Source organism: Streptomyces sp. RLA131 (assembly GCF_056270125.1).
On record NZ_JBWDOQ010000002.1, the window covers coordinates 2,938,404 to 2,964,492 of the forward strand.

Annotated in this window: 17 protein-coding genes, 1 tRNA gene and 2 pseudogenes; 7 read left to right on the plus strand and 13 right to left on the minus strand. The window is 71.3% G+C overall.

Going from position 1 to position 26,089, the window contains the following annotated elements; translation table 11 throughout:
- Positions 1 to 109 precede the first annotated feature (109 nt).
- Positions 110 to 1,801: a GTPase gene (locus RWE79_RS14310; protein ID WP_475940454.1), complete on the minus strand. Its 1,692-nt coding sequence runs from the start codon at positions 1,799 to 1,801 to the stop codon at positions 110 to 112.
- The gene (locus RWE79_RS14315) at positions 1,798 to 3,390 is read right to left on the minus strand and encodes a dynamin family protein (protein WP_475945807.1); all 1,593 of its coding nucleotides are present in this window, start codon (positions 3,388 to 3,390) and stop codon (positions 1,798 to 1,800) included. The genes RWE79_RS14310 and RWE79_RS14315 overlap by 4 nt, the downstream gene beginning before the upstream one ends.
- Before the next feature lie 309 nt (positions 3,391 to 3,699).
- Between RWE79_RS14315 and RWE79_RS14320 the strand changes: the two genes are divergently transcribed.
- Positions 3,700 to 3,772: transfer RNA gene (locus RWE79_RS14320), tRNA-Arg, on the plus strand.
- A 296-nt stretch (positions 3,773 to 4,068) separates the two neighbouring features.
- Here the strand turns inward: RWE79_RS14320 and RWE79_RS14325 are convergent.
- Positions 4,069 to 6,021, minus strand: coding sequence for an RICIN domain-containing protein (locus tag RWE79_RS14325; RefSeq protein WP_475940455.1), 1,953 nt, complete (start codon positions 6,019 to 6,021; stop codon positions 4,069 to 4,071).
- Between the two features lie 437 nt (positions 6,022 to 6,458).
- Between RWE79_RS14325 and recQ the strand changes: the two genes are divergently transcribed.
- Complete coding sequence (gene recQ, locus RWE79_RS14330) at positions 6,459 to 8,300, plus strand: DNA helicase RecQ (protein ID WP_475940456.1); 1,842 nt, start codon at positions 6,459 to 6,461, stop codon at positions 8,298 to 8,300.
- Positions 8,301 to 8,388: 88 nt separating this feature from the next.
- Here the strand turns inward: recQ and RWE79_RS14335 are convergent, their stop codons facing one another.
- Positions 8,389 to 10,446: a M3 family metallopeptidase gene (locus RWE79_RS14335; protein WP_475940457.1), complete on the minus strand. Its 2,058-nt coding sequence runs from the start codon at positions 10,444 to 10,446 to the stop codon at positions 8,389 to 8,391.
- Between the two features lie 59 nt (positions 10,447 to 10,505).
- On the opposite strand from RWE79_RS14335, the gene RWE79_RS14340 reads away from it, so the two are divergent.
- Entirely contained in the window at positions 10,506 to 11,231 is a 726-nt protein-coding gene (locus RWE79_RS14340; RefSeq protein WP_475940458.1) for a TetR/AcrR family transcriptional regulator, read from the plus strand.
- On the opposite strand, the gene RWE79_RS14345 is transcribed toward RWE79_RS14340, so the two are convergent.
- Entirely contained in the window at positions 11,144 to 12,109 is a 966-nt protein-coding gene (locus RWE79_RS14345) for an alpha/beta hydrolase (protein WP_475940459.1), read from the minus strand. The genes RWE79_RS14340 and RWE79_RS14345 overlap by 88 nt on opposite strands.
- Positions 12,110 to 12,283: 174 nt before the next feature.
- Between RWE79_RS14345 and RWE79_RS14350 the strand changes: the two genes are divergently transcribed.
- A complete protein-coding gene (locus RWE79_RS14350; RefSeq protein ID WP_475940460.1) occupies positions 12,284 to 12,490 on the plus strand; it encodes a MarR family transcriptional regulator in 207 nt (68 codons plus the stop codon).
- 7 nt (positions 12,491 to 12,497) lie between these two features.
- Here the strand turns inward: RWE79_RS14350 and RWE79_RS14355 are convergent, their stop codons facing one another.
- The gene (locus tag RWE79_RS14355) at positions 12,498 to 14,765 is read right to left on the minus strand and encodes an MMPL family transporter (protein WP_475940461.1); all 2,268 of its coding nucleotides are present in this window, start codon (positions 14,763 to 14,765) and stop codon (positions 12,498 to 12,500) included.
- A gap of 123 nt (positions 14,766 to 14,888) precedes the next feature.
- Between RWE79_RS14355 and RWE79_RS14360 the strand changes: the two genes are divergently transcribed.
- Positions 14,889 to 15,527 (plus strand): TetR/AcrR family transcriptional regulator, encoded by a 639-nt coding sequence (locus RWE79_RS14360; RefSeq protein ID WP_475940462.1) that lies wholly within the window; start codon positions 14,889 to 14,891, stop codon positions 15,525 to 15,527.
- Here the strand turns inward: RWE79_RS14360 and RWE79_RS14365 are convergent.
- From RWE79_RS14365 to recD2, 4 genes are all read right to left on the minus strand, one after another.
- Positions 15,482 to 16,255 (minus strand): DedA family protein, encoded by a 774-nt coding sequence (locus tag RWE79_RS14365; protein WP_475940463.1) that lies wholly within the window; start codon positions 16,253 to 16,255, stop codon positions 15,482 to 15,484. The two genes, RWE79_RS14360 and RWE79_RS14365, sit on opposite strands and share 46 nt — an antisense overlap.
- Positions 16,256 to 16,468: 213 nt before the next feature.
- Positions 16,469 to 17,215 (minus strand): SDR family NAD(P)-dependent oxidoreductase, encoded by a 747-nt coding sequence (locus RWE79_RS14370; RefSeq protein WP_475940464.1) that lies wholly within the window; start codon positions 17,213 to 17,215, stop codon positions 16,469 to 16,471.
- 452 nt (positions 17,216 to 17,667) lie between these two features.
- Positions 17,668 to 18,957 carry a citrate synthase gene (locus RWE79_RS14375; protein ID WP_475940465.1) on the minus strand — a complete coding sequence of 430 codons (1,290 nt, stop codon included), beginning with the start codon at positions 18,955 to 18,957 and terminating at the stop codon, positions 17,668 to 17,670.
- Between the two features lie 132 nt (positions 18,958 to 19,089).
- Entirely contained in the window at positions 19,090 to 21,306 is a 2,217-nt protein-coding gene (gene recD2, locus RWE79_RS14380; protein WP_475940466.1) for an SF1B family DNA helicase RecD2, read from the minus strand.
- A gap of 109 nt (positions 21,307 to 21,415) precedes the next feature.
- On the opposite strand from recD2, the pseudogene RWE79_RS14385 reads away from it, so the two are divergent.
- Both RWE79_RS14385 and RWE79_RS14390 read left to right on the plus strand, forming a co-directional pair.
- A pseudogene (locus RWE79_RS14385) lies at positions 21,416 to 21,988 on the plus strand (PfkB family carbohydrate kinase); the annotation flags it as partial.
- Positions 21,989 to 22,106: 118 nt separating this feature from the next.
- A pseudogene (locus RWE79_RS14390) lies at positions 22,107 to 22,475 on the plus strand (DUF937 domain-containing protein); the annotation flags it as partial.
- Positions 22,476 to 22,721: 246 nt separating this feature from the next.
- Here RWE79_RS14390 and RWE79_RS14395 read toward each other — a convergent pair.
- The 3 genes from RWE79_RS14395 to RWE79_RS14405 are packed head-to-tail and all read right to left on the minus strand — an operon-like array spanning position 22,722 to position 25,869.
- Positions 22,722 to 23,564 carry a sugar phosphate isomerase/epimerase family protein gene (locus RWE79_RS14395; RefSeq protein ID WP_475940467.1) on the minus strand — a complete coding sequence of 281 codons (843 nt, stop codon included), beginning with the start codon at positions 23,562 to 23,564 and terminating at the stop codon, positions 22,722 to 22,724.
- Between the two features lie 2 nt (positions 23,565 to 23,566).
- The gene (locus RWE79_RS14400) at positions 23,567 to 24,715 is read right to left on the minus strand and encodes a dihydrodipicolinate synthase family protein (RefSeq protein WP_475940468.1); all 1,149 of its coding nucleotides are present in this window, start codon (positions 24,713 to 24,715) and stop codon (positions 23,567 to 23,569) included.
- Entirely contained in the window at positions 24,712 to 25,869 is a 1,158-nt protein-coding gene (locus RWE79_RS14405; protein WP_475940469.1) for a Gfo/Idh/MocA family protein, read from the minus strand. Before RWE79_RS14405 ends, RWE79_RS14400 begins: the two co-directional genes overlap by 4 nt.
- Positions 25,870 to 26,089 lie beyond the last annotated feature (220 nt).

Here is a 26,089-nt window from a genome sequence, read left to right on the forward strand (position 1 = left end):
CCCGGGTCCTCCCCCGTGCCGATCCTTGTCGAGTCGACTTCCGGGAACCATCGTGCCCCCTTCCGGACCGCTTTGGAGAAACCGTCTTCAACCTGTGGATAACCCGGTATTACTGGCTCGTTGCGGACAACTCCGTCACCCGGAAGCGGCTACCGGCGACGACTCCGTACTGCTCCCGCACCTCCCGGTACCGCAGCAGCTCGGCCGCGACCGGCTCCAGTACCCGCGCCCGGCCGCAGTCCGCGGCCGCGTCCCGCAGCCGCCGCTCGGCGGCCTGCCCGTGCCGCCGGGCCGGCCCCCGCGCGGCCAACCGGCCCGCCCGCGCCAGCAGCGGCCCGCCCAGGGCACCCACGGCCAGCAGCACCAGCGGCAGCCACCAGGGCAGCACCGGTGTGCCCGCCGCGACAGCCCCCGCGCCGGCCAGCCCCACCGCGGTCAGCAGCGCCAGCAGCCACTGGGCGGTGCCCACCGCCGACCACCAGCCCGGCCGCACCGGCGCACCCGGGGCCACCCGCAGCACCGCCGCGTCCAGCGCCCCGGGCAGCCGCTCCCCGCCCCGCCGGGCGGCCTCGCGCACCGCCTGCGCCCAGGGCCCCGGCAGCCCCACCGCCGCCTCGGCCGCCACGACACGTACCGCCTCGGCGACCACCGGGCGGGACGCGATCGGCGCCGGCACCGCATCGCCGCGGGTGCCAGGACCGGCCACCGCCGGGCCGGCGCCCGCGGCCGCCGCGCCGGACGCCGCCTCACCCCGCTGACGGCCCCTCACCAGCCGCTGCCACACCGTGCCGCAGGCGTCGGCCGCCGCCCATGCCCACTCCCGCTCGGCAGCCTGCCCGGCCGCCGTGGCGCCCACCGCCGAGGCCAGCAGCGAGGCGAAGTCCTTCCTGGCCTGGTCGTCCAGCCCACCGCCGGGGCAACCGCCGGCCGCCCCGTCCACGGCCACGTACACCGGCCGCAGCCGCGCCGCCGTACGGTCCACGTCCGCCGACAGCCGCCGGCTCGCGGCATCGCGCTCGGCGGCGACCTGCCCGATCGCGGCCCGCAGATCGGCCACCCCGTCCCCGGTGAGCGCGGAGGCGGCCAGCACCGTCGCCCCGGCCTCGCCGTGCTCGCCGACCGCGAGCCCGTCCTCGTCGAGCAGCCTGCGCAGGTCGTCGAGCACCTGGTCGGCGGTGTCGCCGGGCAGCCGGTCGACCTGGTTGAGGACGACCAGCATCACGTCCGCGTAACCGGCCAGCGGCCGCAGATAGCGCTCGTGCAGGGCCGCGTCCGCGTACTTCTCCGGGTCCAGGACCCAGACCACCACGTCCACCAGCTTCAGCAGCCGGTCGACCTGGTCGCGGTGCGCGGTCGCCGCCGAGTCGTGGTCCGGCAGATCGATCAGGACGAGACCGTCGGGAAGGCCGTCCGGCGCGGCCTCGGAGTCGTCCAGCGCGCTGCGCCGCGCGTAACGGGCCTTCGGCGCCACGCCGAGCCGGTCCAGCAGCCCTGCCGCGCCCTCCGGATCCCACGCGCAGGCCACCGGCGCCGAGGTGGTCGGCCTGCGCACGCCGGTTTCCGACAGTTCCAGTCCCGCCAGGGCGTTGAACAGGGTGGACTTGCCGCTGCCGGTCGCCCCGGCCAGCGCCACCACCGTGTGTTCAACCGACAGGCGCCGGCGCTGCGCGACCCGGTCCAGCAACTCGCCGGTCTCGGCCAGCGCGTCGGGACTGACCCGGGTGCGGGACAGCCCGAGCAGTTCGCCGAGCGCGTCCAGACGGACTCCCAGTGCGCCGTCGGCCGGTTCCGTGGTCGTCATGCGTATTCCTTCCGCAGTACGGGGTTCGGCTCTACCGCCTTGCGCAGTACGGACAACGTGGCGATCAGCTCCGACTGCTGCCGCGAACCCACATCCAGGGCGTCGACCGGGCCGAGCCGCCGCTCGCGCTCACCGCGCAGCAACCCCTCGACCGTCTCGTCCAGTTCCTCCCTGGCCCGGTCACGCAGCCTCAGCGCGACCTGCGCACCGAGGAGTTCGGCCAGCCGCTCCCCCGCGGAGCAGCCCCGCCGGCCGCCCAGGACCGCCACGGCCAGCAGCGCGGCCGCCTCCTGCCGATCCACGCCCTCGGTGCGCGAACACGCCTCGCGGGAAAGCCCGCTGAGCCCGCGCCGCCACTGCCGGACGGTTTCCCCGACCGCCTGACCCGCGACCTCCCCCGCCCCCTCGGCCAGCACGACCCCGGCCCGGTCCCGCCGCCACCCGCACACCGTGCGCTCCTCCGCCGCCGCGACCTCCGTACGCAGCAACGCCGCCAGTCCCTCAGAGAGCGCCGACTGCACGGCCTCCGGCCCGACCTGGGGATACCCCCGCCAGCACGCCAGGGCCTCCCCCGCCAGCGGTACGCCGTCACCGACGGCCGCCCGGATCCGTTCCCCCGCCACCTCGTACTCCTCGTCCACCCACCGGCCCAGCCGCTGTGCGGCCGCGTGCTGCGCCGCCGAAGCAGCCGCCAGCTCCGGCAGCCTCGTGCCCAGCGATTCCAGCACGCCCATCGCCGTCCGCCGGGCCGCCTGGTGCCGGGCCGCCGGGTCCTCCGCGCAGTGCGCCAGCCACCCGCCCAGCGCCGCCACCGCCGTGTGCGGCAACAGCCCGCCACCGCCCGCCGACTCCGGCAGTTCCGGCACCGTGAAGCGCGGCACGTCCCCGAGCCCCGCCTTGGCCAGCAGGGCCGCGTAGTGCAGCGACACCTCCTCCGCGATCTGGTGCGGCACCCGGTCCAGGACGGTGGCCAGCGTGACGTCGTACTCCCGCGCCGTGCGCAGCAGATGCCACGGCAGCGCGTCCGCGTACCGGGAGGCCGTGGTGACCAGGATCCAGATGTCGGCGGCGCAGATCAGCTGGGCGGCCACCTCACGGTTCCGGGTGACCAGCGAGTCGATGTCCGGCGCGTCCAGCAGTCCCAGCCCGCGCGGCAGCGTCTCGTCCGTCTCCAACCGCAGCCACAGCGCCGCGTCCTCCTGCGCGTCCCCCTCCCGCCGCGGCCTGGGCGTCCGCCCCAGCCCCGGCAGGATCCGCAGGTCCGCGAACCACGCCCGGTCCTCGGGATGGCACACCAGCACCGGCGTCCGGGTCGTCGGCCGCAACACCCCGGCCTCACTGACCCGCCGCCCGATCAGCGAGTTCACCAGCGTCGACTTCCCCGCCCCCGTCGACCCCCCGACCACCGCCAGCAGCGGTGCCTCGGGCGCTCTCAACCGGGGCACCAGATAGTCGTCCAGCTGCGCCAGCACCTCCTCCCGCGTCCGCCGCGCCCGGGCCGCACCCGGCAGCGGAAAGGGAAAGCAGGCCTCCTCGACGCGCTCACGCAGCGCGGACAGCGCATCCAGCAGCTCAGGCCGTACGTCCAAGATCGCCACGAGGGAAGAATGCCCCATTTTGGTGGGCTTTTGAAGCCTATTCCGCCCACTTCACGCCTTTTCGGCCCGGAAGGCAGCAGTAATGGGGACGGAAGCGCCGGATGAGACACCGGCATAACGAGTACACAACAGCCGCCCCTTGGGGCGCCAAAACCGGTGCGCCATTCGCACCTGCCTGCGATTATCAGACCGCTTCACCGAACCTACACATCGTGTTGACCAGGCGAAGCAACCGGCCTCGTCCCCGCATCGCCCTATCCTTGTCCCCGGCAAGGTCACGGCCGCGGGCGGCCACGTCCAGCCCCCGTAGCTCAGTGGATAGAGCAGGCGCCTTCTAAGCGCTTGGCCGCAGGTTCGAGTCCTGCCGGGGGCACCTCGTCACTGTCTGTTTCTCGACAGGTCAGGGTGACCGTCCGGCCTTCCTGCCGGACTTCCCGTGATGCGGCGTGGCGGCCGGTGGCCTCAGCGGACCGAGCGCCCGCCACGAAAAACCGTTTCAGGCGGGGCCGGTACGCCTGCCGAGGCTCCGGCCGAACGGGCTCCCCGTCCGCGGCCTTCCGGCAGGCCGCCGCATCCGGATTTCACTGGCTTCGCAGGCGGCAGAGGCACCCCCGGGGCGCCGCCCGTCACTGCGGCGACGCCCCCGGGCCCGGTGATCCCGGCGTGCCGTCAGTGGCCTCCCCCGCCGGAGTAGCCGGAGCCGAAGTGGCCGCCGTGCCCGTCGGCGTAGCAGGAGTACGAGCAGGCGGAGGAGTCCGGCCCCGTGCTGGAGGCCGACGACTGCGGGCCGGAGGAGTCGCCGGACGAGTCGCCGGAGGAGTCGCCGGACGAGTCGCCGGAGCCGGAGTCCGAGGCGTGCGGAGCGGTGGCCGTGCCGGAGGAGTCCTCGGAAACGGATGACCGGACGGTGGCGGCGACCTGCACCACGGAGTCGGCGGTGGCCGCCCCGGAGACGGAGTCGGTCTGCGGCGAGGCGCCTGAGGTGTCCGCCAGCCACTGCTGGAGCGCGCTGCCGTCGCGGGACTTGAGGGCCAGGGCGGCGCCGCTCTTCGACGACACCGGGGTCATGGCGAGTTCCTGGTTCCAGCGGGGGACCAGGGTGCCCTGGACGGTGAAGTCGTAGCGGACGTTCTTGGCGCCCGCCTTGCCGGCAGCCGTGCAGCTGTCCAGCTCGATCGAGAAGCTCCGGCGGGAGTTGAGGCAGAGGTCCCGGCCGGCGAGGCTGCGCAGCAGCCCGTCGGGCTCGTACGCCCACTGCTGGGTCGCCGAGGAGTTGCACTTCGACGCGACCAGCTCGGCACGCGCGACGGCCTTTCCGCCGTCGATGTCGATGCACAGGCCGGTCGCCGCGTCGCGCAGGCGGCCGTTCAGTCCCTCGGCCGACGGCTCACCGGCCGCGATCCACGACTGCAGCGACCCGGGGAGGGAGGCGCCCGTCCGGGAGCTGGTGGGGACACCGGTCTGGGCGGCGCTCTCCTTGTCGTCGGACCAGGGGCTGGACCACAGGGCCAGCGGCACGAGGACGCAGACGCTGATCCCCATGGCGACCAGGGCGAGCTGCCGGCCGAGCGGGAAGACCGGGCGCTGCCGGGCCCGGGCCCGGCTTCGGCTTCGGGTCGAATGACGGGGGCCGGTTCCCGGGGCCCGTACCTCGGACGGCAGCGGCACCGCCGTCGGCGACGGAGCCGGAACGTGAACCGGGGCCGGAGGCGGCAGCGGTACCGAGGCCCCCAGCTGCACCGGGACCGGGAAAGCGCCCGGGGCGGCCGCCGGCGCCGCGCCGGGGGCCGGTACCGGCCCGGCGGTCAGGTCGGCGTCGGCGATGGCGGCCCGACGGCCGCGCCTGGCGTCGAGGTAGTCCCGCGCTCCCCATCCGAGGAACGCCTCCGCCAGGAGGAGCGCCGCACGCCCGCGGGAGTGGTCCAGCTGGCCGGCGGCCAGACGGCAGTGTCCGCAGCGCGTCATGTGCCGGCGCAGATCAGGATCGAGTGCGGTGTTGCCGCGTCGTACGGAAACGTCGAGCAGCCGGCTGAACTGGCGGCACTCCTCCATCGGCGCGAGATCACTGTGGGCCCGCAGACAGCCTTCGCGGAAGAGTACGCGGGCCCGTTCCAACTCGACGGAGGCTTCCTCCGCGCCGAGGCCCAGCAGACCGGCCGGAATTACGATTCCCTCCGCCTCCACCGCTGTGTGCCACAGGAGGCAACAGGCGGATTCCGGAAGCGACTGGAAGGCGCGGAACACCAGGCGCCGGTCATCCGCGGGCGGAAGGCGCAAAGGGGAACGATCCCGCGCATGCGGCCGGGACCGCAGCTCCGAGTGGATCAGGTTCTGGCGTTCGCCGGTTTCCCACTCCCCGACGATGCCGCGTACGGTGGCCAGCAGATGTGGCCGCCAGGCCGAGGTCGGTCCGGTCTGCCGCAGCGCCTCGCCGAACACCCGGGTGAAGGTGGTGGCGGTCAGTATTCCCGCCGCTTGCGGACCGGTGGTGCACAGGCCCGCGTACCCGGAGACCGCCTCCCAGTGGCGGGTCAGCAACTCACTGACCGGATAGTGCGCGGGCCTCTTTCCGGAGGACTTCCGCAGTTCCACTGTGAGCTGTTCATCCGTCGCATCGAACATTCGAGCTACATCCGGAGAATTCGACAGGACGGAATCTCTCACGTCTCCATTCCCTTCCAGGGGTCGAACAGGAAAAGGTACGAACCAATGCGCGGCTTTTCGGTGGCAAGGTGAGGAATGGGTCGAAACACTCACGCGAGGACAGCAATTGTCCGCGCACCGACAAGATGTGCACACTCTCGCACACGGCGAGGACGCAGAACAAGGGACACCGGCCCCCTTTCCCCGTCCCGCGCGGGGAGCGATGACGACAAAGCGCCGGTTGAAGTCAATTGACCCGACTCGGCCGTTCTCCTCCTGACCGGCGGGTCGTCGGGAAATTCACCGGTTACCCGGCTTACGCCCCCGATGCGGCCGTTCGGGAAATGCCGGGCACCTCAGCATGACAGTACTCGGTCATTTTGAGGCTGCCGCCACCGCACCCGTAGACTGCCCGGATGACTGCCGCGCTCGACGTACTGCACCGGGTCTTCGGCTACGACGCCTTCCGGGGTGAGCAGCAGGACATCATCGAACATGTGGTGTCGGGCGGCGACGCGCTCGTACTGATGCCGACCGGTGGCGGCAAGTCCCTGTGCTACCAGATCCCGGCCCTCGTACGGGACGGGGTCGGGGTCGTCGTGTCGCCGCTGATCGCGCTCATGCAGGACCAGGTGGACGCGCTGCGCGCCCTCGGCGTGCGGGCCGGGTTCCTGAACTCCACCCAGGACATGGACGAACGGCGGCTGGTGGAGGCCGAGTTCCTGGCGGGCGAGCTGGATCTGCTCTACCTGGCGCCGGAACGGCTGCGGGTCGAGACGACCCTGCGGCTGCTGGACCGGGGCAAGGTGTCGCTGTTCGCGATCGACGAGGCGCACTGCGTCGCCCAGTGGGGCCACGACTTCCGCCCCGACTACCTGGCCCTGTCCGAGCTGCACGAACGCTGGCCCGAGGTGCCCCGGATCGCGCTGACGGCGACCGCGACGGAGGCGACGCACGGGGAGATCGCGGCGCGGCTGAAGCTTCAGGACGCGCGGCACTTCGTGGCGAGCTTCGACCGCCCCAACATCCAGTACCGGATCGCGCCCAAGGACGAGCCCAGGCGGCAGCTGCTGCAGCTGCTGCGCACCGAGCACCCGGGCGACGCCGGCATCGTCTACTGCCTGTCCCGGGCCTCGGTGGACAAGACCGCGGAGTTCCTGGTGAAGAACGGCATCGAGGCGGTGCCGTACCACGCGGGGCTCGACGCGCGGACACGGGCCGCCAACCAGTCCCGCTTCCTGCGCGAGGACGGGCTGGTGGTCGTCGCCACCATCGCCTTCGGCATGGGCATCGACAAACCGGACGTCCGCTTCGTCGTCCACCTCGACCTCCCGAAGTCCATCGAGGGCTACTACCAGGAGACCGGCCGGGCCGGGCGCGACGGACTGCCGTCCACGGCCTGGCTGGCGTACGGACTCCAGGATGTCGTCCAGCAGCGCAAGATGATCGACACCTCGGAGGGTGACGAGGCCCACCGGCGGCGGCTCGCCGCGCATCTCGACGCCATGCTGGCCCTGTGCGAGACGGTGGAGTGCCGCCGGGTCCGGCTGCTGGCGTACTTCGGCCAGAAGTCGGAGCCCTGCGGCAACTGCGACACCTGCCTCACGCCTCCCGAGGCGTGGGACGGCACCGTACCCGCGCAGAAACTGCTGTCGACCGTGGTGCGGCTCAAGCGGGAGCGCGGCCAGAAGTTCGGGGCCGGCCAGATCATCGACATCCTGCTCGGGAAGAAGACGGCGAAGGTCATCCAGTTCGACCATGACGGCCTGTCGGTCTTCGGCATCGGCGAGGAGCTCAAGGAAGCCGAATGGCGGGGCGTGGTCCGTCAGTTGCTCGCTCAGGGCCTGATCGCCGTGGAAGGCGACTACGGAACCCTGGTGCTGACCGACGGCAGCGGCGAGGTGCTCGGCGGACACCGGCAGGTGCAGCTGCGCCGGGAACCGGAGAAGACCGCGAAGGCCGCCAAGGCAGGGCGGGCCGGCGGGGGCTCGCGGCGGGCCGCGCCCGTCGACCTGCCGGAGGAGGCGCTGCCGGTCTTCGAGCTGCTGCGGACCTGGCGGGCCGCGACAGCGAAGGAGCAGGGCGTGCCCGCGTATGTGATCTTCCACGACGCGACGCTGCGCGAGATCGCGACCGCCCCGCCGACGACGCTCGACCAGCTGGGCGCGGTGAACGGCGTCGGCGAGAACAAGCTCGCGAAGTACGGTCAGCAGATCCTGGAGGCGCTGACCGGCTCGGCCGAGGTGACCCTGGGCTGACCCCCGGGCTTCGGGGCCGGCGCCAGGGCTCACCGCGGGCTCAGCCGCAGGGTCCGCCTCTGGCTCAGCCGCGGGGTCAGTCTCTGGCTCAGCCGGCCAGGCCCCGGCGGTCGAGCAACGGCTCGATGCGCGGCGCGCGGCCCCGGAATGCCTCGAAGGCTGCCAGCGAGTCGACGCTGCCACCCTTGGAGAGCAGTTCGCGGCGGAAGGTGTCGCCGTTCTCGCGTCGCAGACCGCCGTTCTCCTTGAACCACTCGACGGTGTCGGCGTCCAGCACCTCGCTCCAGATGTAGGAGTAGTACCCGGCGCTGTAGCCGTGCGCGAAGATGTGCGCGAAGTACGTGGAGCGGTAGCGCGGCGGAATCGCGGGCAGCGCCACTCCGGCCGCCTGGAGCGCCGCGGCCTCGAACGCCTCGGCCTCGCCCGGGTCGGTACCGGCCGGGATGGTGTGCCAGGCCCAGTCGAGCAGGGCGGCGGCCAGATACTCGACCGTACGGAAACCCTGACCGAAGCGGTCGGCGGCCTCCATCCTGGCCACCAGTTCCTGCGGCATGGGCTCACCGGTCTCGTGGTGACGGGCGTAGTTGGCGAGGATCTCCGGCCACGCCGCCCACATCTCGTTGACCTGGGAGGGGTATTCGACGAAGTCGCGCGGGACGGCGGTGCCGGAGAAGAAGGGATGGCGGACGTCGGAGAACAGTCCGTGCAGGGCGTGGCCGAACTCGTGGAAGAGGGTGTTGACCTCGTCGAAGGCCAGCAGCGTCGGCTCACCCGGGGCGGGCCTGGCGATGTTGAGGTTGTTGACCACCACCGGGCGCTCACCGAGCAGCCCGGACTGGTCGACGAGGTTGTTCATCCAGGCGCCGCCACGCTTGGAGGCACGGGCGTGGAAGTCACCGAGGTAGAGGCCCAGCGGCGTGCCGTCCTCCTCGAACACCTCGAAGACGCGCACGTCGGGGTGGTATCCGGCCAGGTCGGAGCGCTCGGTGAAGCTGATCCCGTAGAGCAGGCCGGCGGCATGGAAAACGCCGTCGACGAGCACCCGGTCGAGCTCGAAGTACGGGCGCATGGCGGCGGAGTCGACGGCGTACTCGGTCTTGCGGACCTTCTCCGACCAGTACGCCCAGTCCCAGGCCGCGATCTCCTCCAGCCCGGAGGCCGCCGCCAGGGCCGCGGCCTCGCGCTCGGCGTTGGCGACGGCGGGCGGGACCAGGCGTGCCAGCAGGGAGGCGACGGCCTCTGTGGTCCCCGCGGTCTGGTCGGCGACGACATGGGCGGCGTGGCTCTCGTGGCCCAGCAGGGCGGCCCGTTCGGCGCGCAGCCGGGCGAGCCCGACCACCAGACCGCGGTTGCTGCTCAGGCCCCGCCCCAGGGAGGCGGCGAGCAGCCGTTCACGGACGTCTCGGCGGTCCAGCGAGGCCAGTTCCTGCTGGTTGGAGAAGTTCTTCAGGTTGATGACGAAGGCGCCGTCGCGGCCGAGGGCGCGGCCGTTCTCGGCCGCCGCGGCGATGGCGCCCGGGGAGAGCCCGGCGAGTTCCTCGGCGCTGTCGAGGACGAGGGCGGCGGCCCTGGTGTCGCTGAACAGATTCTGCTCGAAGGTGGTGGACGCGGCGGCGATCTCGGTGTTCAGCTCACGAAGCCGCTGCCGCCCCGCCTCCGGCAGCCGGGCACCGGCCCGTACGAAGCGGGTGCGGTAGCGCTCCAGCAGCCGTAGCGATTCGGCGTCCAGACCGAGCCCGTGCCGGGTGTCGTACAGCGCCTCGATGCGGGCGTACAGGGCCGGGTCGAGGTGAATCGCGTCGTCGTGGGCCGCGAGGCGGGTGCTGATCGCGGCCTCGATCTCCTGGACTGCGGCGTTGGTGTCCGACGCCGCCTGGTTGGAGAACACCTGGGAGACCCGGCGCAGCAGCACCCCGGAGCGCTCCAGGGCCACGATCGTGTTCTCGTACGTCGGCGGTTCGTCGCTGCCCGCCACGGCCGCGATCTCGGCGAGCTGCTCGGCCATGCCACGCTGGAAGGCCGGCTCGTAATGCTCCTCTCGGATCTCCGCGAAGGGCGGCAGACCGTACGGAAGCGTGCTCGGAGCGAAGAAGGGGTTCGTTGTGGCGTTCGTCGCGGGGTTCGTTGCGGTGTTCGTCGGCGTCACGTGATCGACCCTACGTCGGTGCCGACCGCGCGGTCGTGCCGTTTGCGTACGATGGCCGAGTGGCAGCTTCACATACGGACGGCCGGGTCGAGCGCGGGAACCAGACGCGGCGGCTGGTGCTGGGCCGGACGATGGAGATCGCCTCCGTGGAAGGTCTCGAAGGGCTTTCCCTGGGACGTCTGGCCACCGAGCTGGGGCTGAGCAAGAGCGGGGTCTTCGCGCTCTTCGGCTCCAAGGAGGGGCTGCAACTGGCGACGGTACGGGCGGCCCGCGAGGTGTACGTCGAGGAGGTCGTCGCTCCGTCGCGCGTACTGCCGGCCGGCCTGGCCCGGGTGTGGCGGCTCACCGACTCGTATCTGGCCTATTCCCGACGCCGGGTCTTCCCCGGGGGCTGCTTCTTTCTCGCGGTGTCGGCCGAGTTCGACGCCCGCAGCGGCCCGGTCCACGATCTGATCGCGACCGCGCGCGAGGAGTGGATCGGCTATGTGGAGTCCACGGTCGACAAGGCCCGGCAGGCCGGCGAACTCCAGGCGGAACTGGACGTGCCGCAGCTGACCTTCGAGATCATCGCGCTGCTCGAAGCGGCCAACGCGCAGTCCGTTCTCTTCGACGACGCGTCGGCCTACGGCAGGGCCGGCACCGCGGTCCTCAACCGGCTGCGGAGCGTGGCCCTCGATCCCTCCGCGCTGCCCGCCTCCTACCAGTCCGGGTCAGAGCCGGAGTCAGAGCCGGAGTCCGGGTCGGAGTCGGCGGCAGAGCCAGGGACCGGGTCCCGCGAGAGCTGACCGGGGCCGGCCACCTCCGGCCCCGGCGGGTCCAGGGCAACGAACTCCCGTACGGCGGCGATGACCTCCGGGGCGCCGAGGATCCGCCGGTGGCCCAGCCCCCGGGTGGTGACCAGCCGGGCCCGGCTGCCGTAGGCACCGGCCAGCAGTCGGGCCTGGCCCACCGGGATCAGATCGTCGTCCTCGTCATGGATCACCAGCAGCGGCACCTCGATCTGCCAGGGCCGGTACGTGGCCGTCCACAACTTCCACGGTTCGGGCTCGCCCGGTGACCACCGGCCCTCCAGCTCGCGCCGGAACTCCGCCCGGAGACGGCCCCGCAGGCCCAGGGTCGTGCAGAACTGGTCGATGAGCAGGTCCAGTTCGGCGACACCGGCTATCGCCACCAGGCGTCCCGTCCGAACCTCGCCGCGCAGGGCGTAGAAGGCCGCCATCACCCCGAACGAGTGGGCCACGATCGCTTCGAAGTCCCCCTGTTCCTGGTGCAGTTTCCGGATCACCTCCCGGTATTCCAGGATGGTGGTGGCCCGCCCCGCGGATGCGCCGTGTCCGGGGGCGTCGAAAGTGACCGGGCTGTACCCCTTCTCGCGGAGCGCGGTGATGACCCCCGCCAGCCGGGAGGCCCTGGACTGCCAGCCGTGAACCAGCAGCACCGGCCGCTCACCGCTCCCCCAGCGGTACGTCGCCACCTGTTTGCCGTTCACCGACAGCCGGTCCGTCCGCGCCTCGGCCATCAGCTCTTCTTCCGTAGGGCGCAGTCCGGCACGGATGACCGGACGGCTGAAGAGAGCCGTCGCCCCTCTCCCGGCCACCCTCGGGGCAACGACCGAGGTGGCGTTGAGGACCGTTCGAAGAAGCGCGGTGGTGGGGTTCTTCATAGGAAGATTTTAGCACGATCGTTCGCACAGTTTACTGGTGAAGAATTCGCTACTTTTGTCACTGTTGTGCGGGTTCCGCGTAACAGATGATCAACAGGCCCGTTCGGCCGGCGAGGCGTGTCGTTTGTCCCGGCGAAGCTGACGCTCCGACAGCCCTCAGGGAGGTACGCGAGGATGACCGATCGGACGCTGTGGTCATACGCCGAGATCGCCGCGCACATCAGGGTGCAGGTCGACACCGTGCGCTCCTACCGCAAGCACGGCCACCTGCCCCCGCCGGACGTGGTGGAGGGCGGCAAGCCGTTCTGGTACGCGGACACGATCAGGGCATGGAGCTCCCGGCGGCCGGGGAGCAACCGCAGCCGCCGGGATTCCGGTTGACGGCCGGTCAGGCAGTACTCACGGGCTCGGGGTCCCGCTCCACCTCGTGGGACGGGGCCTCCACCGGCTCCCCGCCATCGCTGAGCCCGAACCGGTCGTGCAGGGCCCGCAGCGGACGCGGTGCCCACCAGGTGGCCTGCCCGGTCAGCCGCATCACGGCCGGCACCAGCAGCGTGCGGATCACCATCGCGTCCATCAGCACGGCCAGCGCGATACCGAGCCCGAGCATCTTGGTGTTGGCGATCCTTGAGGTGCCGATGGCCACCATCACGACGGCGAGGATCACCGCGGCGGCCGTGATGAGCCCTCCGGTACGGCGCACCCCGAACACCACCGAACCCCGGTGGTCGCCGGTGCGGTCGTACTCCTCCTTTATCCGGGAGAGCAGGAAGACCCCGTAGTCCATGGACAGGCCGAAGGCCACGCAGAACATCAGCACGGGAAGCGTGGTCTCGATACTGCCGGTCGCGGTGAAGCCGAGCAGCCCGGACAGATGCCCCTCCTGGAACACCCACACCACCGCGCCGAACATCGCCGTCAGACTGAGCGCGTTGAGCAGCACGGCCTGGAGCGGGATCACCACGCTGCCGGTGAGCAGGAAGACCAGCAGCAGCGTGACCATCACGATCAGACCGGCCGCCCACGGCAACCGGTCGCCGATGACCTGCTTGGTGTCCACCAGGACCGCGGCCGTACCGGTGACCGAGACCCGGAACGGTGTGTCGACCGCCCGTATCTCGCCGACCAGGTCCTGGCTGGAGGCGTCCACGGCCTCCCCCTTGGGCAGCACGGTGAGGTACGCCGCGCCCTCCGCGCTGCTGCGGGCCGCTTCGGCCGGCCCCGGCGCTGCGGTCCGTCTGCCGTTCGCGTACTGGCCGGCCGGGCCGTCGACCGAGACGACCCCGTCGAGCCGGGAGAGCCTGGAGCTGTAGTCGGCGAGCCGGGAAGCGCTGGGAGCATCCTCGGCCAGGACGGTGATCTCGCCGCCAGGGTTGCCGGGGAACGCGTCGCGTATGTGCTGCTGGACGACATGGGCCTCCGCCGTGGCCGGCAGCTGCCGGTCGTCGGCCGTGCCGAACTCCACCCGCAGGAAGGGCAGCCCGAGCAGCACCAGGGCCGCGATGGTGCCTGCCGCGAACAGCGGCGCCCGGCGCATCACCAGCCCGGCCAGCCGCGCATAGCCGGCGCCCGCATTCTCAGGGCTCTGTTCGCGGCGCCGGAGCAGTTTGCGCAGGTCGAGTGCGTTGACCCGGTGCCCGAGCAGGACCAGGGCGGCGGGCAGGATGACCAGCGCGGCAGCGGCTGCGAGCAGCACCACCGCGATCCCGGCGTAGGCGAAGGAGCGCAGGAAGTACTGCGGGAAGAGGAACATCGCGGAGAGCGAGGCGGCCACGGTCAGAGCGGAGAAGAGCACCGTGCGTCCGGCTGTGCGCAGGGTGGCCGCGACGGCCTGCGGGGGTTCGGCGCCCGCCGCCAGTTCCTCGCGGAAGCGCCGCACGATGAACAGGGCGTAGTCGATGGCGAGTCCGAGACCGAGGGCGGTGGTCAGATTCTGCGCGAAGATCGAGACGTCGGCGAAGGCGGTGATGCCGCGCAGCACGGCATTGGTCCCCAGGATGGCGACGATGCCCACCCCCAGCGGCAGCAGGGCGGCCACCGCGCTGCCGAAGACCATGACCAGCAGCACCAGGGTGACGGGCAGAGCGATCAGCTCGGCGCGGGCGAGATCCTCCTTGATGGTGCTCTGCATCTCGTGCCGCATGGCGGCCTGCCCGCCCACCCTGACCTCCACGGGCCCGTGCACGCCGCGGAATTCGGGCATGAGGCGGTCGACGGCCCTGCCGATCGCATCGTCACTGCCGCCGATCCGGGCCGCGATCATGGCCTCGCCACCGTCCTCGGCCCGCAGCGCGGGGGCCGAGGTGCTCCAGTAGGAGGTGACTCCGGTGACGGCCTTGTCGGCGTCGAGTCTGCGGGCGAGAGCGCGCGCCTCGGCCGCGACCTCCGGATCGTCGACCCCGGCGCCACGGCTGTCGACCAGAAGGATCAGATTGGGCTGCGAGTCCGGGAAGTACCGCTCCAGCGCCTCGTTCGCATAGGACGACTGCGAGTCCGGGGCCTCCCAGCCGCCGCCGGCCAGCCGGTCCGCGACACCGCTTCCGGCGACCACGGCAAGAGCGGTGAAGAGCAGTGCGAGCAGCAGGGTGAGCCGCGGCCGGGCCGTTACGACTCTCGTCCAGCCCCCTACCGCACGCTCGCGGTTGACATCTGGCATGACAGAGGTGTCCCCTCCCCCTTGAGGCCGCCGTAGACTGGCGATGACGAACGCGAGCGGTCACTCGCGTTTCCAGAATGCGAGCGATGTCTCGCGTTTGTCAATGGTGATTGGGGATTACACGTGACCGTGTCCGAGGACGAGAGGCCGCGCCGCCGCCAGGCGCGCGGTGAGCGGCGCGCAGCGCAGCTGCTGGAGGCCGCGGCCGAGGTGTTCGGCAGGCTCGGCTACACCGCCGCCAGCACCAACGCGATCGCCCGCGAGGCTGGCGTCTCCCCCGGCACGCTCTACCAGTTCTTCCCGAACAAGGAGGCCATCGCGATCGAGCTCGGCGGCAACCTCGTCCACCGCATGCAGGAGACCTACGGCGAGCTGTTCACCGCCGAGAACGCCGCGCTGCCGCTGGACCGGATGATCGATGTCATCGTCGACCCCTTCATCGCCTTCAACTGCGAGAACCCCGTCTTCCTCGCCCTGGTGCACGACGGCGACGTGCCCGGCGTGATCGCCAAGGAGCACGACGCGCTGCACAGCACCCTGCTCCAGCGCGTGGACACCCTGATCGGCCTGCGCGCGCCCGGTCTGTCCGCGGTCGAGCGGGCCCGCGTCGCCGCGATGGCCTTCGGGATGTTCAAGGCAGGGCTCGTCCTGGTGCTCGCGAACGAGGACGAGGAGCAGGACGCCTACGTCGCCGAGCTGAAGAAGGCGCTGTACGGCTATCTCGCCCCGCGGGTGGGCACCGGCCCGATGGCCCTGGGCTGAGAAGGCTCGGCAAGGGCCGGGCCCGGCAGCGAGGGCGATTGCCCGGCCACCGAGGGGCCTGGCACGCGCGGGACCACGGCGCCGCCGCCGGCCGCCACCACCAGCTCCGGGCCGCCGTCGCGCCGCCGGGCGACCCACTGGACGGCGGTGCCCAGGCACGCCACCAGCACCGACACGCCGAGGCCGACCCCGACCGCGTAGAGCGCGTTGGAGGTGGCGAGTCCGCCGAAGTAGCCGAGCCCCACCGAGTAGGTCGCCCAGACCGCCTCGGCCACGCCGGCGCCGATCGCGTAACGACGGGCCGGATACCGTACGATTCCGGCCGCGAGGCCGCCGATCACCCGGCCACTGGGGAGAAAGCGCACGCCGATCACGAACGGAACGCCGTGCCGCTGGATCCGGGTGCTGGCCCATTCCAGAAGGGCGCGCCGACGGGGCCGCCGGTAGAGCCGGATGAGCACCCGGCCGCTGACGGCCCGGCCCGTACGGTGGATCAGCAGGTCCCCGGCCAGGGCGCTGCAGGCCACCACCAGCAGGACCAGCGCGATGCTCAGCCGCCCCTCGGCCGCCAGGACCCCGCCGGTGACCAGCAGGGCGGCGTTGGGCACCAGCGGCGGTGCGGTGGTGGCCACCAGCACCGCGTAGGCGAAGATCACGTGGCCGTCGCGCAGATACGCGTCCAGCCCGGCCGTGAAGTCGAAGGACGACACAAATGACCCAACGTCCACGCCGCCACCCTTCTTCCCGGCTCCCCGGAGGCCTCGCGTCCGGCCGGCGCTGTCAACGCTGGCAGGGGCCGGACGGGTCGGGCAATGGGGTTTCGCCGGAATAGGGGGCATTCCCAGGGGCTGCCCGAGAAGCGGTCGTCCTCAGGTGGCAGGGCGGCCGGCGCCTGTCCTGTGCCTGTCGTCCCCGGGGAGTGCTCCCCGGGGACGACGCGGTCAGCGGCCGAGCAGTTCGCCGCCGTTGCACTGGAGGATCTCGCCCGTGATGAAGCCGGCCTCCGGCGAAGCCAGGAACACCACCGCTGACGCGACGTCGGCCGGCCGCCCGACCCGGCCGATCAGCGTGCGCCCGGCCCGCCGGGTCAGCTCTGCGTCATTGAGCCTGGCGCCGAAGAACTCGGTGCCCGCGACAGTGCCGGGGGCGACGATGTTGCAGGTCACGCCCTGCGGGCCGAGCTGGGCGGCCAACGAGTGGTTCCAGGCGTGCAGAGCTGCCTTGGAGGCCCCGTACGATCCGCCGCCGCGCAGCGCGGCCACCGAGGTCACGGTGATCACCCGGCCGCCCTCGGGGAAGCGGTCGCGGGCGGACTCGGTGAGCAGTACGGCGGTCAGGACGTTGCGCTCGAAGTCACCCCGCCAGCGGGCGAGCACTCCGTGCGGACCGGCACCGACCGCGAGTTCGCGGCTGCCCGCGTTGTTGACCAGGACATCGATCCGGTCGGGCAGCCGGTCCAGCGCGGCCTCGACGTCGTCGGGGTCGGCGAGGTCACTGGCCACCGGTGTCACGTCAAGGTCGTATTTGGTACGTAGTTCTTCGGCCGTGGCCTGGAGCACCTCGCGGCGACGGCCGACGATGGTCACATGGTCGCCCGCCTCCGCGAACCGGGTGGCCACCGCCCGCCCGATGCCCGTACCTCCACCGGTGACAACGACGTTCCGGCCCGTACTCGCGTTCTCCGACATCACTCTCCGCCCCTCAAGGAGGGACAGCACGCTACGGGACGCTGTCCGGACACCTTCACCGGGGGTGGGTAACGGACCGAAATGACCGCAGAGACAGACATCACACTGGCTGGAACGTAACCTTTTGGTCTAGAGGCGGGTCTATCCGAGCGAAGACACCGGGCTCCCGGCGGACTCGGTGAGATGATGAGCGGGTTGTCTTTGGGGGACAGCCCGGTCGTGTTGCCGGGGCGAAGCGGACGGAGAGCTTTGAGCGGCCCTCCCGGACGACTTGGTCCAGGTCAAGGCGAGCGCACCCAAAGAACGCCCGGTACGGCCCCGTGGGGGGAGCCGCTCCGGGGAACGGGAACGCCCCGTGTCCAACCCGTGGGGGGATTGGGCGCGGGGCGCTTCTCTTGTCCGTGACCGGCGTTTCGCCGGCCTGCGCCTGCCTGCGGCGGCTCGTGCCTCGGTCAGCGGCCTTCGACCGGGACGTAGTCGCGGATCTCGACCCCGGTGTAGATCTGGCGCGGGCGGCCGATGCGGGAGCCGGGCTCCTTGATCATCTCGTGCCACTGGGCGATCCAGCCGGGAAGCCGGCCGAGCGCGAAGAGCACGGTGAACATGGTGCTCGGGAAGCCCATGGCCCGGTAGATCAGACCGGTGTAGAAGTCCACGTTCGGGTAGAGGTTGCGCTGGATGAAGTACTCGTCGCTCAGCGCGTGCTCTTCGAGCTTGAGCGCGATGTCCAGCAGCTCGTCGGACTTGCCGAGCGCGGAGAGGACATCGTGGGCCGCGGACTTGATGATCTTCGCCCGGGGGTCGAAGCTCTTGTAGACGCGGTGGCCGAAGCCCATCAGGCGGACGCCGTCCTCCTTGTTCTTCACCTTGCGGATGAAGGAGTCGACGTCGCCGCCGGCGGCCTGGATGCCTTCCAGCATCTCCAGCACGCTCTGGTTGGCGCCACCGTGCAGGGGGCCCCACAGCGCGTTGATGCCTGCCGAGATGGAGGCGAACAGGTTGGCCTGCGAGGATCCGACCAGACGCACCGTGGAGGTCGAACAGTTCTGCTCGTGGTCCGCGTGCAGGATCAGCAGCTTGTCCAGGGCGTCGACGACGACCGGGTTGAGCTCGTACTCCTCGGCCGGCACCGCGAACGTCATGCGCAGGAAGTTCTCGACGTAGCCGAGGTCGTTGCGCGGGTAGACGAAGGGGTGACCGATCGACTTCTTGTACGCGTAGGCCGCGATCGTAGGAAGCTTCGCGAGGAGGCGGATCGTCGAGAGGTAACGCTGCTTCTCGTCGAACGGGTTGTGGCTGTCCTGGTAGAAGGTGGACAGCGCGCTGACGACCGAGGACAGCATGGCCATCGGGTGGGCGTCGCGCGGGAATCCCTGGAAGAACCGTTTGACGTCCTCGTGCAGCAGCGTGTGCTGGGTGATGTCGCCACGGAAGGCGGAGAGCTCGTCCACGGTCGGGAGCTCGCCGTTGATCAGCAGGTAGGCGGTCTCCAGGAAGGAGCCCCGCTCGGCGATCTGCTCGATCGGGTAGCCCCGGTACCGCAGGATGCCCTGCTCGCCGTCGAGGTAGGTGATCGCGGACTTGTAGGCCGCGGTGTTGCCGTAGCCGCTGTCCAGGGTTACCAGACCGGTGTCGGCTCGCAGCTTGCCGATGTCGAAGCCGTTGTCGCCGACGGTTCCTTCGATCACCGGATAGCGGTGCTCGTTGTCCCCGTACCGCAGTACTACAGAGTTGTCGCTCACGTCATTCCCTCACCGACGTCGTGGCCTCTTCATCGAGGTTTCGAGGTGCCCTGACTACCCCTACTGTCCCCCATTTGGCGTGGCTCTGTGCACTCGGGGTCATCCATAGGGTCGGTAGCTGGCACCCGGTGCCTATTTTGCCGCGCCGGACAGCCGGTGGTCGAGAGCCGTGAAGCGCCGGCCCGCCGAGACCGTACGCACTGCCTGGCCTATCGCCCTGCGCGATCCGACCAGTACGACCAGGCGTTTCGCACGAGTGACCGCCGTGTAAAGCAGATTGCGCTGCAGCATCATCCACGCCCCCGTGGTGACCGGGATCACCACCGCCGGGTACTCGCTGCCCTGGGATCGGTGGATGGTCACGGCATAGGCGTGGGCCAGTTCGTCCAGTTCGTCGAAGTCGTATGCGATCTCCTCGTCCTCGTCGGTCAGTACGGTGAGCCGCTGCTCGACGGTGTCCAGCGACGTGACGACCCCAACGGTGCCGTTGAAGACGCCGTTGGCCCCCTTGTCATAGTTGTTTCTGATCTGGGTGACCTTGTCGCCCACCCGGAAGGTCCGGCCGCCGAAGCGCCGCTCGGGCAGATCGGGCCGGGCGGGCGTCACCGCCTGCTGGAGCAGACCGTTGAGCACGCCGGCGCCGGCCGGACCCCGGTGCATGGGGGCCAGCACCTGGACGTCCCGGCGCGGGTCGAGACCGAACTTCTGCGGGATGCGGCGGGCCACGACGTCGACCGTGAGCCGGCCGGCCTCCTCGGCGTCCTCCTCGGCGAAGAGGAAGAAGTCCGGCAGACCCTGGGTGACCGGGTGGAGCCCGGAATTGATCCGGTGGGCGTTGGTGACCACGCCGGACTGCTGGGCCTGGCGGAAGATCCGGGTGAGCCGGACCGCCGGGACCGGACCGCCCTCGGCCAGCAGATCCCGCAGCACCTCGCCCGCGCCGACACTGGGCAGCTGGTCCACATCGCCCACGAAGAGCAGATGGGCGCCCGGAGGGATCGCCTTCACCAGCTTGTTGGCGAGCAGCAGATCGAGCATCGAGGCCTCGTCGACCACCACCAGATCGGCGTCCAGCGGCCGGTCCCGGTCGTACGCGGCGTCCCCGCCCGGCTTCAGTTCCAGCAGCCGGTGCACCGTTGAGGCCTCGGCGCCGGTCAGCTCCGCCAGCCGCTTGGCGGCCCGGCCGGTGGGTGCGGCGAGCACCACCTTGGCCTTCTTGGCCTGCGCCAGCGTCACCACCGACTTCACGGTGAAGGACTTGCCGCAGCCCGGGCCACCGGTCAGCACGGCGACCTTCTCCGTCAGGGCCAGCCGCACCGCCTGCTGCTGCTCGGGCGCCAGGTCGGCCCCTGTGCGCTCCGCGAGCCAGACAAGTGCCTTGTCCCACTCGACGTCCCGGAAGGCGGGCATACGGTCCTCCGGGCCGTGCAGCAGCCGCCGCAGTGACGCCGCCAGCGACAGCTCGGCCCGGTGGAACGGCACCAGGTAGACCGCCTGGACCGGATCGCCGCCGTCCGGAGCGGGGACGGCTTCGCGGACCACGCCCTCCTCCGCCGCCAGCTCGCGCAGACAGTCGATGACCAGCCCGGTGTCCACCTGCAGCAGCTTCACGGCGTCCGCCAGCAGACGCTCCTCGGGCAGGAAGCAGTTGCCGTTGTCCGTCGCCTGCGAGAGGGCGTACTGCAGACCGGCCTTCACTCTTTCGGGGCTGTCGTGCGGTATGCCGACCGCCTGGGCGATCCGGTCGGCGGTGAGGAAGCCGATGCCCCAGACGTCGGCGGCCAGCCGGTAGGGCTGGTTGCGGACCACGGAGATCGACGCGTCGCCGTAGTTCTTGTAGATCCGGACCGCGATGGAGGTGGAGACCCCCACACCCTGGAGGAAGACCATGACCTCCTTGATGGCCTTCTGCTCCTCCCACGCCGCCCCGATGAGCTTGGTCCGCTTGGGGCCGAGCCCGGGCACCTCGACCAGGCGCCGGGGCTCGCCCTCGATCACATCGAGGGTGTCGGTGCCGAAGTGCTCCACGATCCGGTCGGCGATGCGGGGGCCGATGCCCTTGATGAGCCCCGAGCCGAGATAGCGCCGGATGCCCTGGATCGTGGCGGGCAGGACGGTGGTGTAGTTCTCGACGGTGAACTGCTTGCCGTACTGCGGATGGGACCCCCAGCGTCCCTCCATGCGCAGGGACTCGCCCGGCTGCGCGCCCAGCAGCGAGCCGACGACGGTCAGCAGATCGCCGCTGCCCCGCCCGGTGTCGACCCTGGCGACGGTGTAGCCGTTGTCCTCGTTCGCGTACGTGATCCGTTCCAGGACGCCCTCGACGACGGCAAGTCTCAACTCCCCCACGGCCCGGGCCTCCTCCCTCGTGCTCCCTCGTGCGAAGAACTGATCCGAAGGTACCGCCGACCACCGACATCCCGCCGAGGCCTGTGGACAACCTCGGGACCATGCACGAATTCCAGGTGCTGTCGTCGGGTCGGCCAACGCCGACCTCGTGGTCCGGGTCGTCCGGCGGCCGGCGGCCGGTGAGACGGTCCTCGGCTCCGACCTGGTGACCCAACCCCGGCGGCAAGGCCGCCGACCAGGCCATGGCCGCCACCCGCCCCGGCGCCCGTACGGCGCTCCTGGCCGGGGTCGGCGACGACGACGCTCGGCCGGCTGGTCGTCGACTCGTGCGGGCTGCTGGGGTCGACACCGATGCCCTCCTGAGCGGCGACGCGCCGACCGGCGTCGCTCTGATCACCGTCGACCCCGGCGGTGACAACAGCATCGTGGTCTCGCCGGGCGCCAACGCCCGGCTGTCGCCGGAGGGCATCGGTGCCGCCGGGACGCTGTTCGCCCGCGCCCGGGCGCCCTCCCTGCAGCTGGAGATCCCGCTCGGGGCCGTCCGGGCCGGAGTGGCCGCCGTGGAGGCCTCACGGGGCCGTCTGGTGCTCAACCCCTGGCCGCCCGGCCCGCTGCCGCGCGAGGTGCCGGCCGCCTGGGATCCGCTCGCGTCAACGGGCACGAAGCCCGTGCCGGGATCGGCCGTGGACCCGCCGCGCACCCTCCCGTACATCCTTACGGAGCCGGTCAGCAGGACGCGTGGGGGTTTCGCGCGTACCGTCCGGAACATGACCGACCGACCGCTGAACGACGAGGTGCTGGCCGAGCTGGGTGACGACCGGATCCAGGAGATCGCCGGCCTCCTCCATACCGACACCGACGCCGCGCGGAACGTCGTGAGCGGCTCGGTCGCCTCGCTGACCGGGGTGCTGACGGACGACTCCCTCACCCCGGGCGGCACGGCCGAGCTGTGCCAGGCCATCGCGCAGGCAGCCGTGGAGCCCGAGCCGCGGGCGGGAGCGGTCGCGCGTGGGAGCGGTCTGGTCGCCGGGGTGCTGGAAAAGGCGGCCGAACCGGCGGCGCGGGCGGTGGCACGGAAGCAGGGACTGCCGCTGGAGGCGGTGGCCGGGGCCCTGGAGATCGTCGTCCCGGTGACAGCAGCGGTGCTGGCCAGACGGGCACGCGCCTGAAAGGCGGACGGCAGAGGCCGGAGGCCGGAGGCCGGGAGTCGGCGTGGCCAAGGCGAAAGGGGTCCGGCCTGAGCCGGACCCCTTCGGCGTTCCCTCCCCTGCACGATGTCCCGAGCCCCCCTCCGGACGCCGTGCTTTCCCCCATGCATCAGGCCCCTGCGAGCCCCCTCCGGGGCCTGATGACAAGTACGACCCCCGTCTGCGCCAAAAGGTTGCACAGCTGTCCGAAGAAATTTGAAAAATTTCTCAGAGCACGTGTGCGCGATACCGGTCGGCGATCTCGGCGAGCACCTCGGCGCCGTCCCTGGCCCACAGGGAGGGGTTGAAGATCTCCACCTCGATCGGCCCGTCGAAGCCCGTGGCATCCACCCTCTCGCGGAACCAGCGCAGGTCGATGCTGCCGTCGCCGAGCTGGCCCCGGCCGAGCAGCACCCCTTCGGGAAGGGGAGTGATCCAGTCCGCGAGCTGGAAGGACGCGATCCGGCCACCGGCACCCGCACGGTCGATCAGCTCGCCCACCTGGTCGTCCCACCAGATGTGGTAGGTGTCCACGACCACACCGACCTGCTCCGCCGGGAAGCGCTCGGCGATGTCGAGCGCCTGCCCGAGCGTGGAGATCACGCACCGGTCGGAGGCGTACATCGGGTGCAGCGCTTCGATCGCCAGCCGCACTCCCTGCCCGGCGGCGTACGGAGCGAGTTCGGCAATGGCGTCGGCGACGCGCTCACGGGCCCCGGCGATGTCCCGGTCGCCGGCCGGCAGGCCGCCCGAGACCAGGACCAGGGTGTCGGTGCCCAGGGTCGCGGCCTCGTCGACGGCGGCCCGGTTGTCGGCGAGGGCAGCCCTGCGTTCGCCGGAGTCGGACGCGGTGAAGAAGCCGCCCCGGCAGAGCGAGGTGACGGTCAGGCCGGCGTCCCGGACGAGCTTGGCGGCGGCCTCGACCCCGTACTCCTGGACGGGGGCCCGCCACAGGCCGATGCCGGTGATGCCGAGGGCCGTGACGCCGTCCAGGAGCTCCGGAAGGGAGAGCTGGCGGACGGTCTCCTGGTTGATGCTGAGCCGGGACGGGCCGGCGTTGTCAGTGGTCACTGTCACACTCCGTACACGGAGAGAAGATCGCGGACACGGGACTCGGCGAGCGCCGGATCGGGGAACAGCCCGATGCGGTCCGCCAGCTCGTAGGCCCGGGCCAGGTGCGGGAGGGAGCGTGCCGAGTGCAGACCACCGACCATTGTGAAGTGCGACTGGTGGCCGGACAGCCAGGCGAGGAACACCACGCCCGTCTTGTAGTAGCGGGTCGGGGTGCCGAACAGGTGCCGGGACAGCTCGACGGTGGGGTCGAGCAGGGCGCGGAAGCCGTCCCTGTCCCCGGTGTCGAGGGTGCGGACCGCCGTGGCGGCGACCGGGGCGAGGGGGTCGAAGATGCCGAGCAGGGCATGGCTGAACCCCTGCTCGTCGCCGGCGATCAGCTCGGGGTAGTTGAAGTCGTCCCCGGTGTAGCACCGCACGCCCTTGGGGAGGCGGCGGCGGACGTCGATCTCGCGGCCCGCGTCGAGAAGGGACATCTTGATGCCGTCGACCTTGTCCGGGTGCGCGGCGATGACGTCGAGGAAGGTACCGGTGGCGGCGTCCAGGTCCTCGCTGCCCCAGTAACCGGTCAGCGCCGGGTCGAACATCGGGCCCAGCCAGTGCAGCACGACCGGCTCGGCGGACTGCCGCAGGAGGTGACCGTAGACCTCCAGATAGTCGTCGGGACCCTTGGCGTACGCGGCGAGGGCACGGCTCGCCATCAGAATCGCCTGCGAGCCGGACTCCTCGACGACGGCGAGCTGCTCCTCGTACGCCTTGATGACCTCGGTCAGGGTGGTGGCGGGCGCCGTCAGCTGGTCCGTGCCCACACCGCAGGCGATGCGGCCGGCGACCGCCTTCGCCTCGGCGGAGGAGCGGCGGATCAGCTCCGCGGCGCCGGCCCAGTCCAGGCCCATGCCGCGCTGGGCGGTGTCCATCGCCTCGGCCACGCCGAGGCCGTGCGACCACAGGTGGCGGCGGAAGGCGAGTGTGGCGTCCCAGTCCACGGCCGCCGGCTCGTCCGGGGCACTGCGGAAGGGGTCGGCGACGACATGGGCGGCCGAATAGACGATGCGGCTGCGCAGCGCGCCCTCGGCGGCGTACGACACGGGCTCGGTGCGCGGCTCGTACGCGCGTAGCGTTCCGCTCTCATCGGGCAGCAGGATGCTCACAGGCTCAGCTCCGGTACGTCGAAGCGGCGGCCCTCGGCAGAGGACTTCAGGCCCAGTTCGGCGAGCTGCACACCGCGGGCTCCGGCCATGAGGTCCCAGGTGTAGGGCTCGTCGAGGTAGACGTGGCGCAGGAAGAGCTCCCACTGCGCCTTGAAGCCGTTCTCGAAGTCGGCGTTGTCCGGGACCTCCTGCCACTGGTCGCGGAAGACCTCGGTGGCCGGGATGTCCGGGTTCCAGACCGGCTTGGGGGTGGCGGAGCGGTGCTGCACACGGCAGTTGCGCAGCCCGGCGACGGCCGAGCCGTGGGTGCCGTCGACCTGGAACTCCACGAGCTCGTCGCGGTTGACGCGAACGGCCCAGGAGGAGTTGATCTGGGCGATCGCGCCGCCGTCGAGTTCGAAGATGCCGTAGGCGGCGTCGTCGGCGGTCGCGTCGTAGGGCTTGCCCTGCTCGTCCCAGCGCTGCGGGACGTGGGTGGCGGTGAGCGCCTGGACGGTGCGGATCCGGCCGAACAGCTCGTGGAGCACGTACTCCCAGTGCGGGAACATGTCCACGACGATGCCGCCGCCGTCCTCGGAGCGGTAGTTCCAGGAGGGGCGCTGGGCGGACTGCCAGTCGCCCTCGAAGACCCAGTACCCGAACTCGCCGCGGATGGAGAGGATCTGGCCGAAGAATCCGCCGTCGATCAGCCGCTTCAGCTTGAGCAGGCCGGGGAGGAAGAGCTTGTCCTGGACGACGCCGTGCTTGATGCCCGCGGCGATGGCGAGGCGGGCGAGGTCGAGGGCGCCGTCGAGCCCGGTGGCGGTGGGCTTCTCGGTGTAGATGTGCTTGCCGGCGGCGATCGCCTTCTTGATCGCCTCCTCACGGGCCGCGGTGACCTGTGCGTCGAAGTAGATGTCGACGGTGGGGTCGGCGAGAACGGCCTCCACGTCGGTGGAGATCAGGGACGGGTCGAGGGCGTGCTTGTCCGCGAGGGCGCGCAGCGCCCCCTCCCGGCGGCCCACGAGGATCGGCTCCGGCCACAGGGTGGTGCCGTCGCCCAGCTCAAGGCCCCCCTGCTCGCGGATCGCGAGGATCGACCGGACGAGGTGCTGGCGGTAGCCCATGCGGCCGGTGACGCCGTTCATGGCGATCCGCACTGTCTTGCGTGTCACGTGGGGTTCCTCTCGATCGACCGGCCCCGGGCCGAACAGTAAGCGCTTTCTCGCTGTTGAGCGTAGCCGGAATCGAATGATTTCGACAAGAGGCAGCAAGTGCCACAAGCGCTTTCCGCCACAGCGGCGGCACCCCGGACATGCCGGGCACGGCCGCCGGACCCCGCACCGGCGCGTGGCCGGGCGCGGGGTCGGCGGCCAGTAGGCCCTGCCGCAGGCC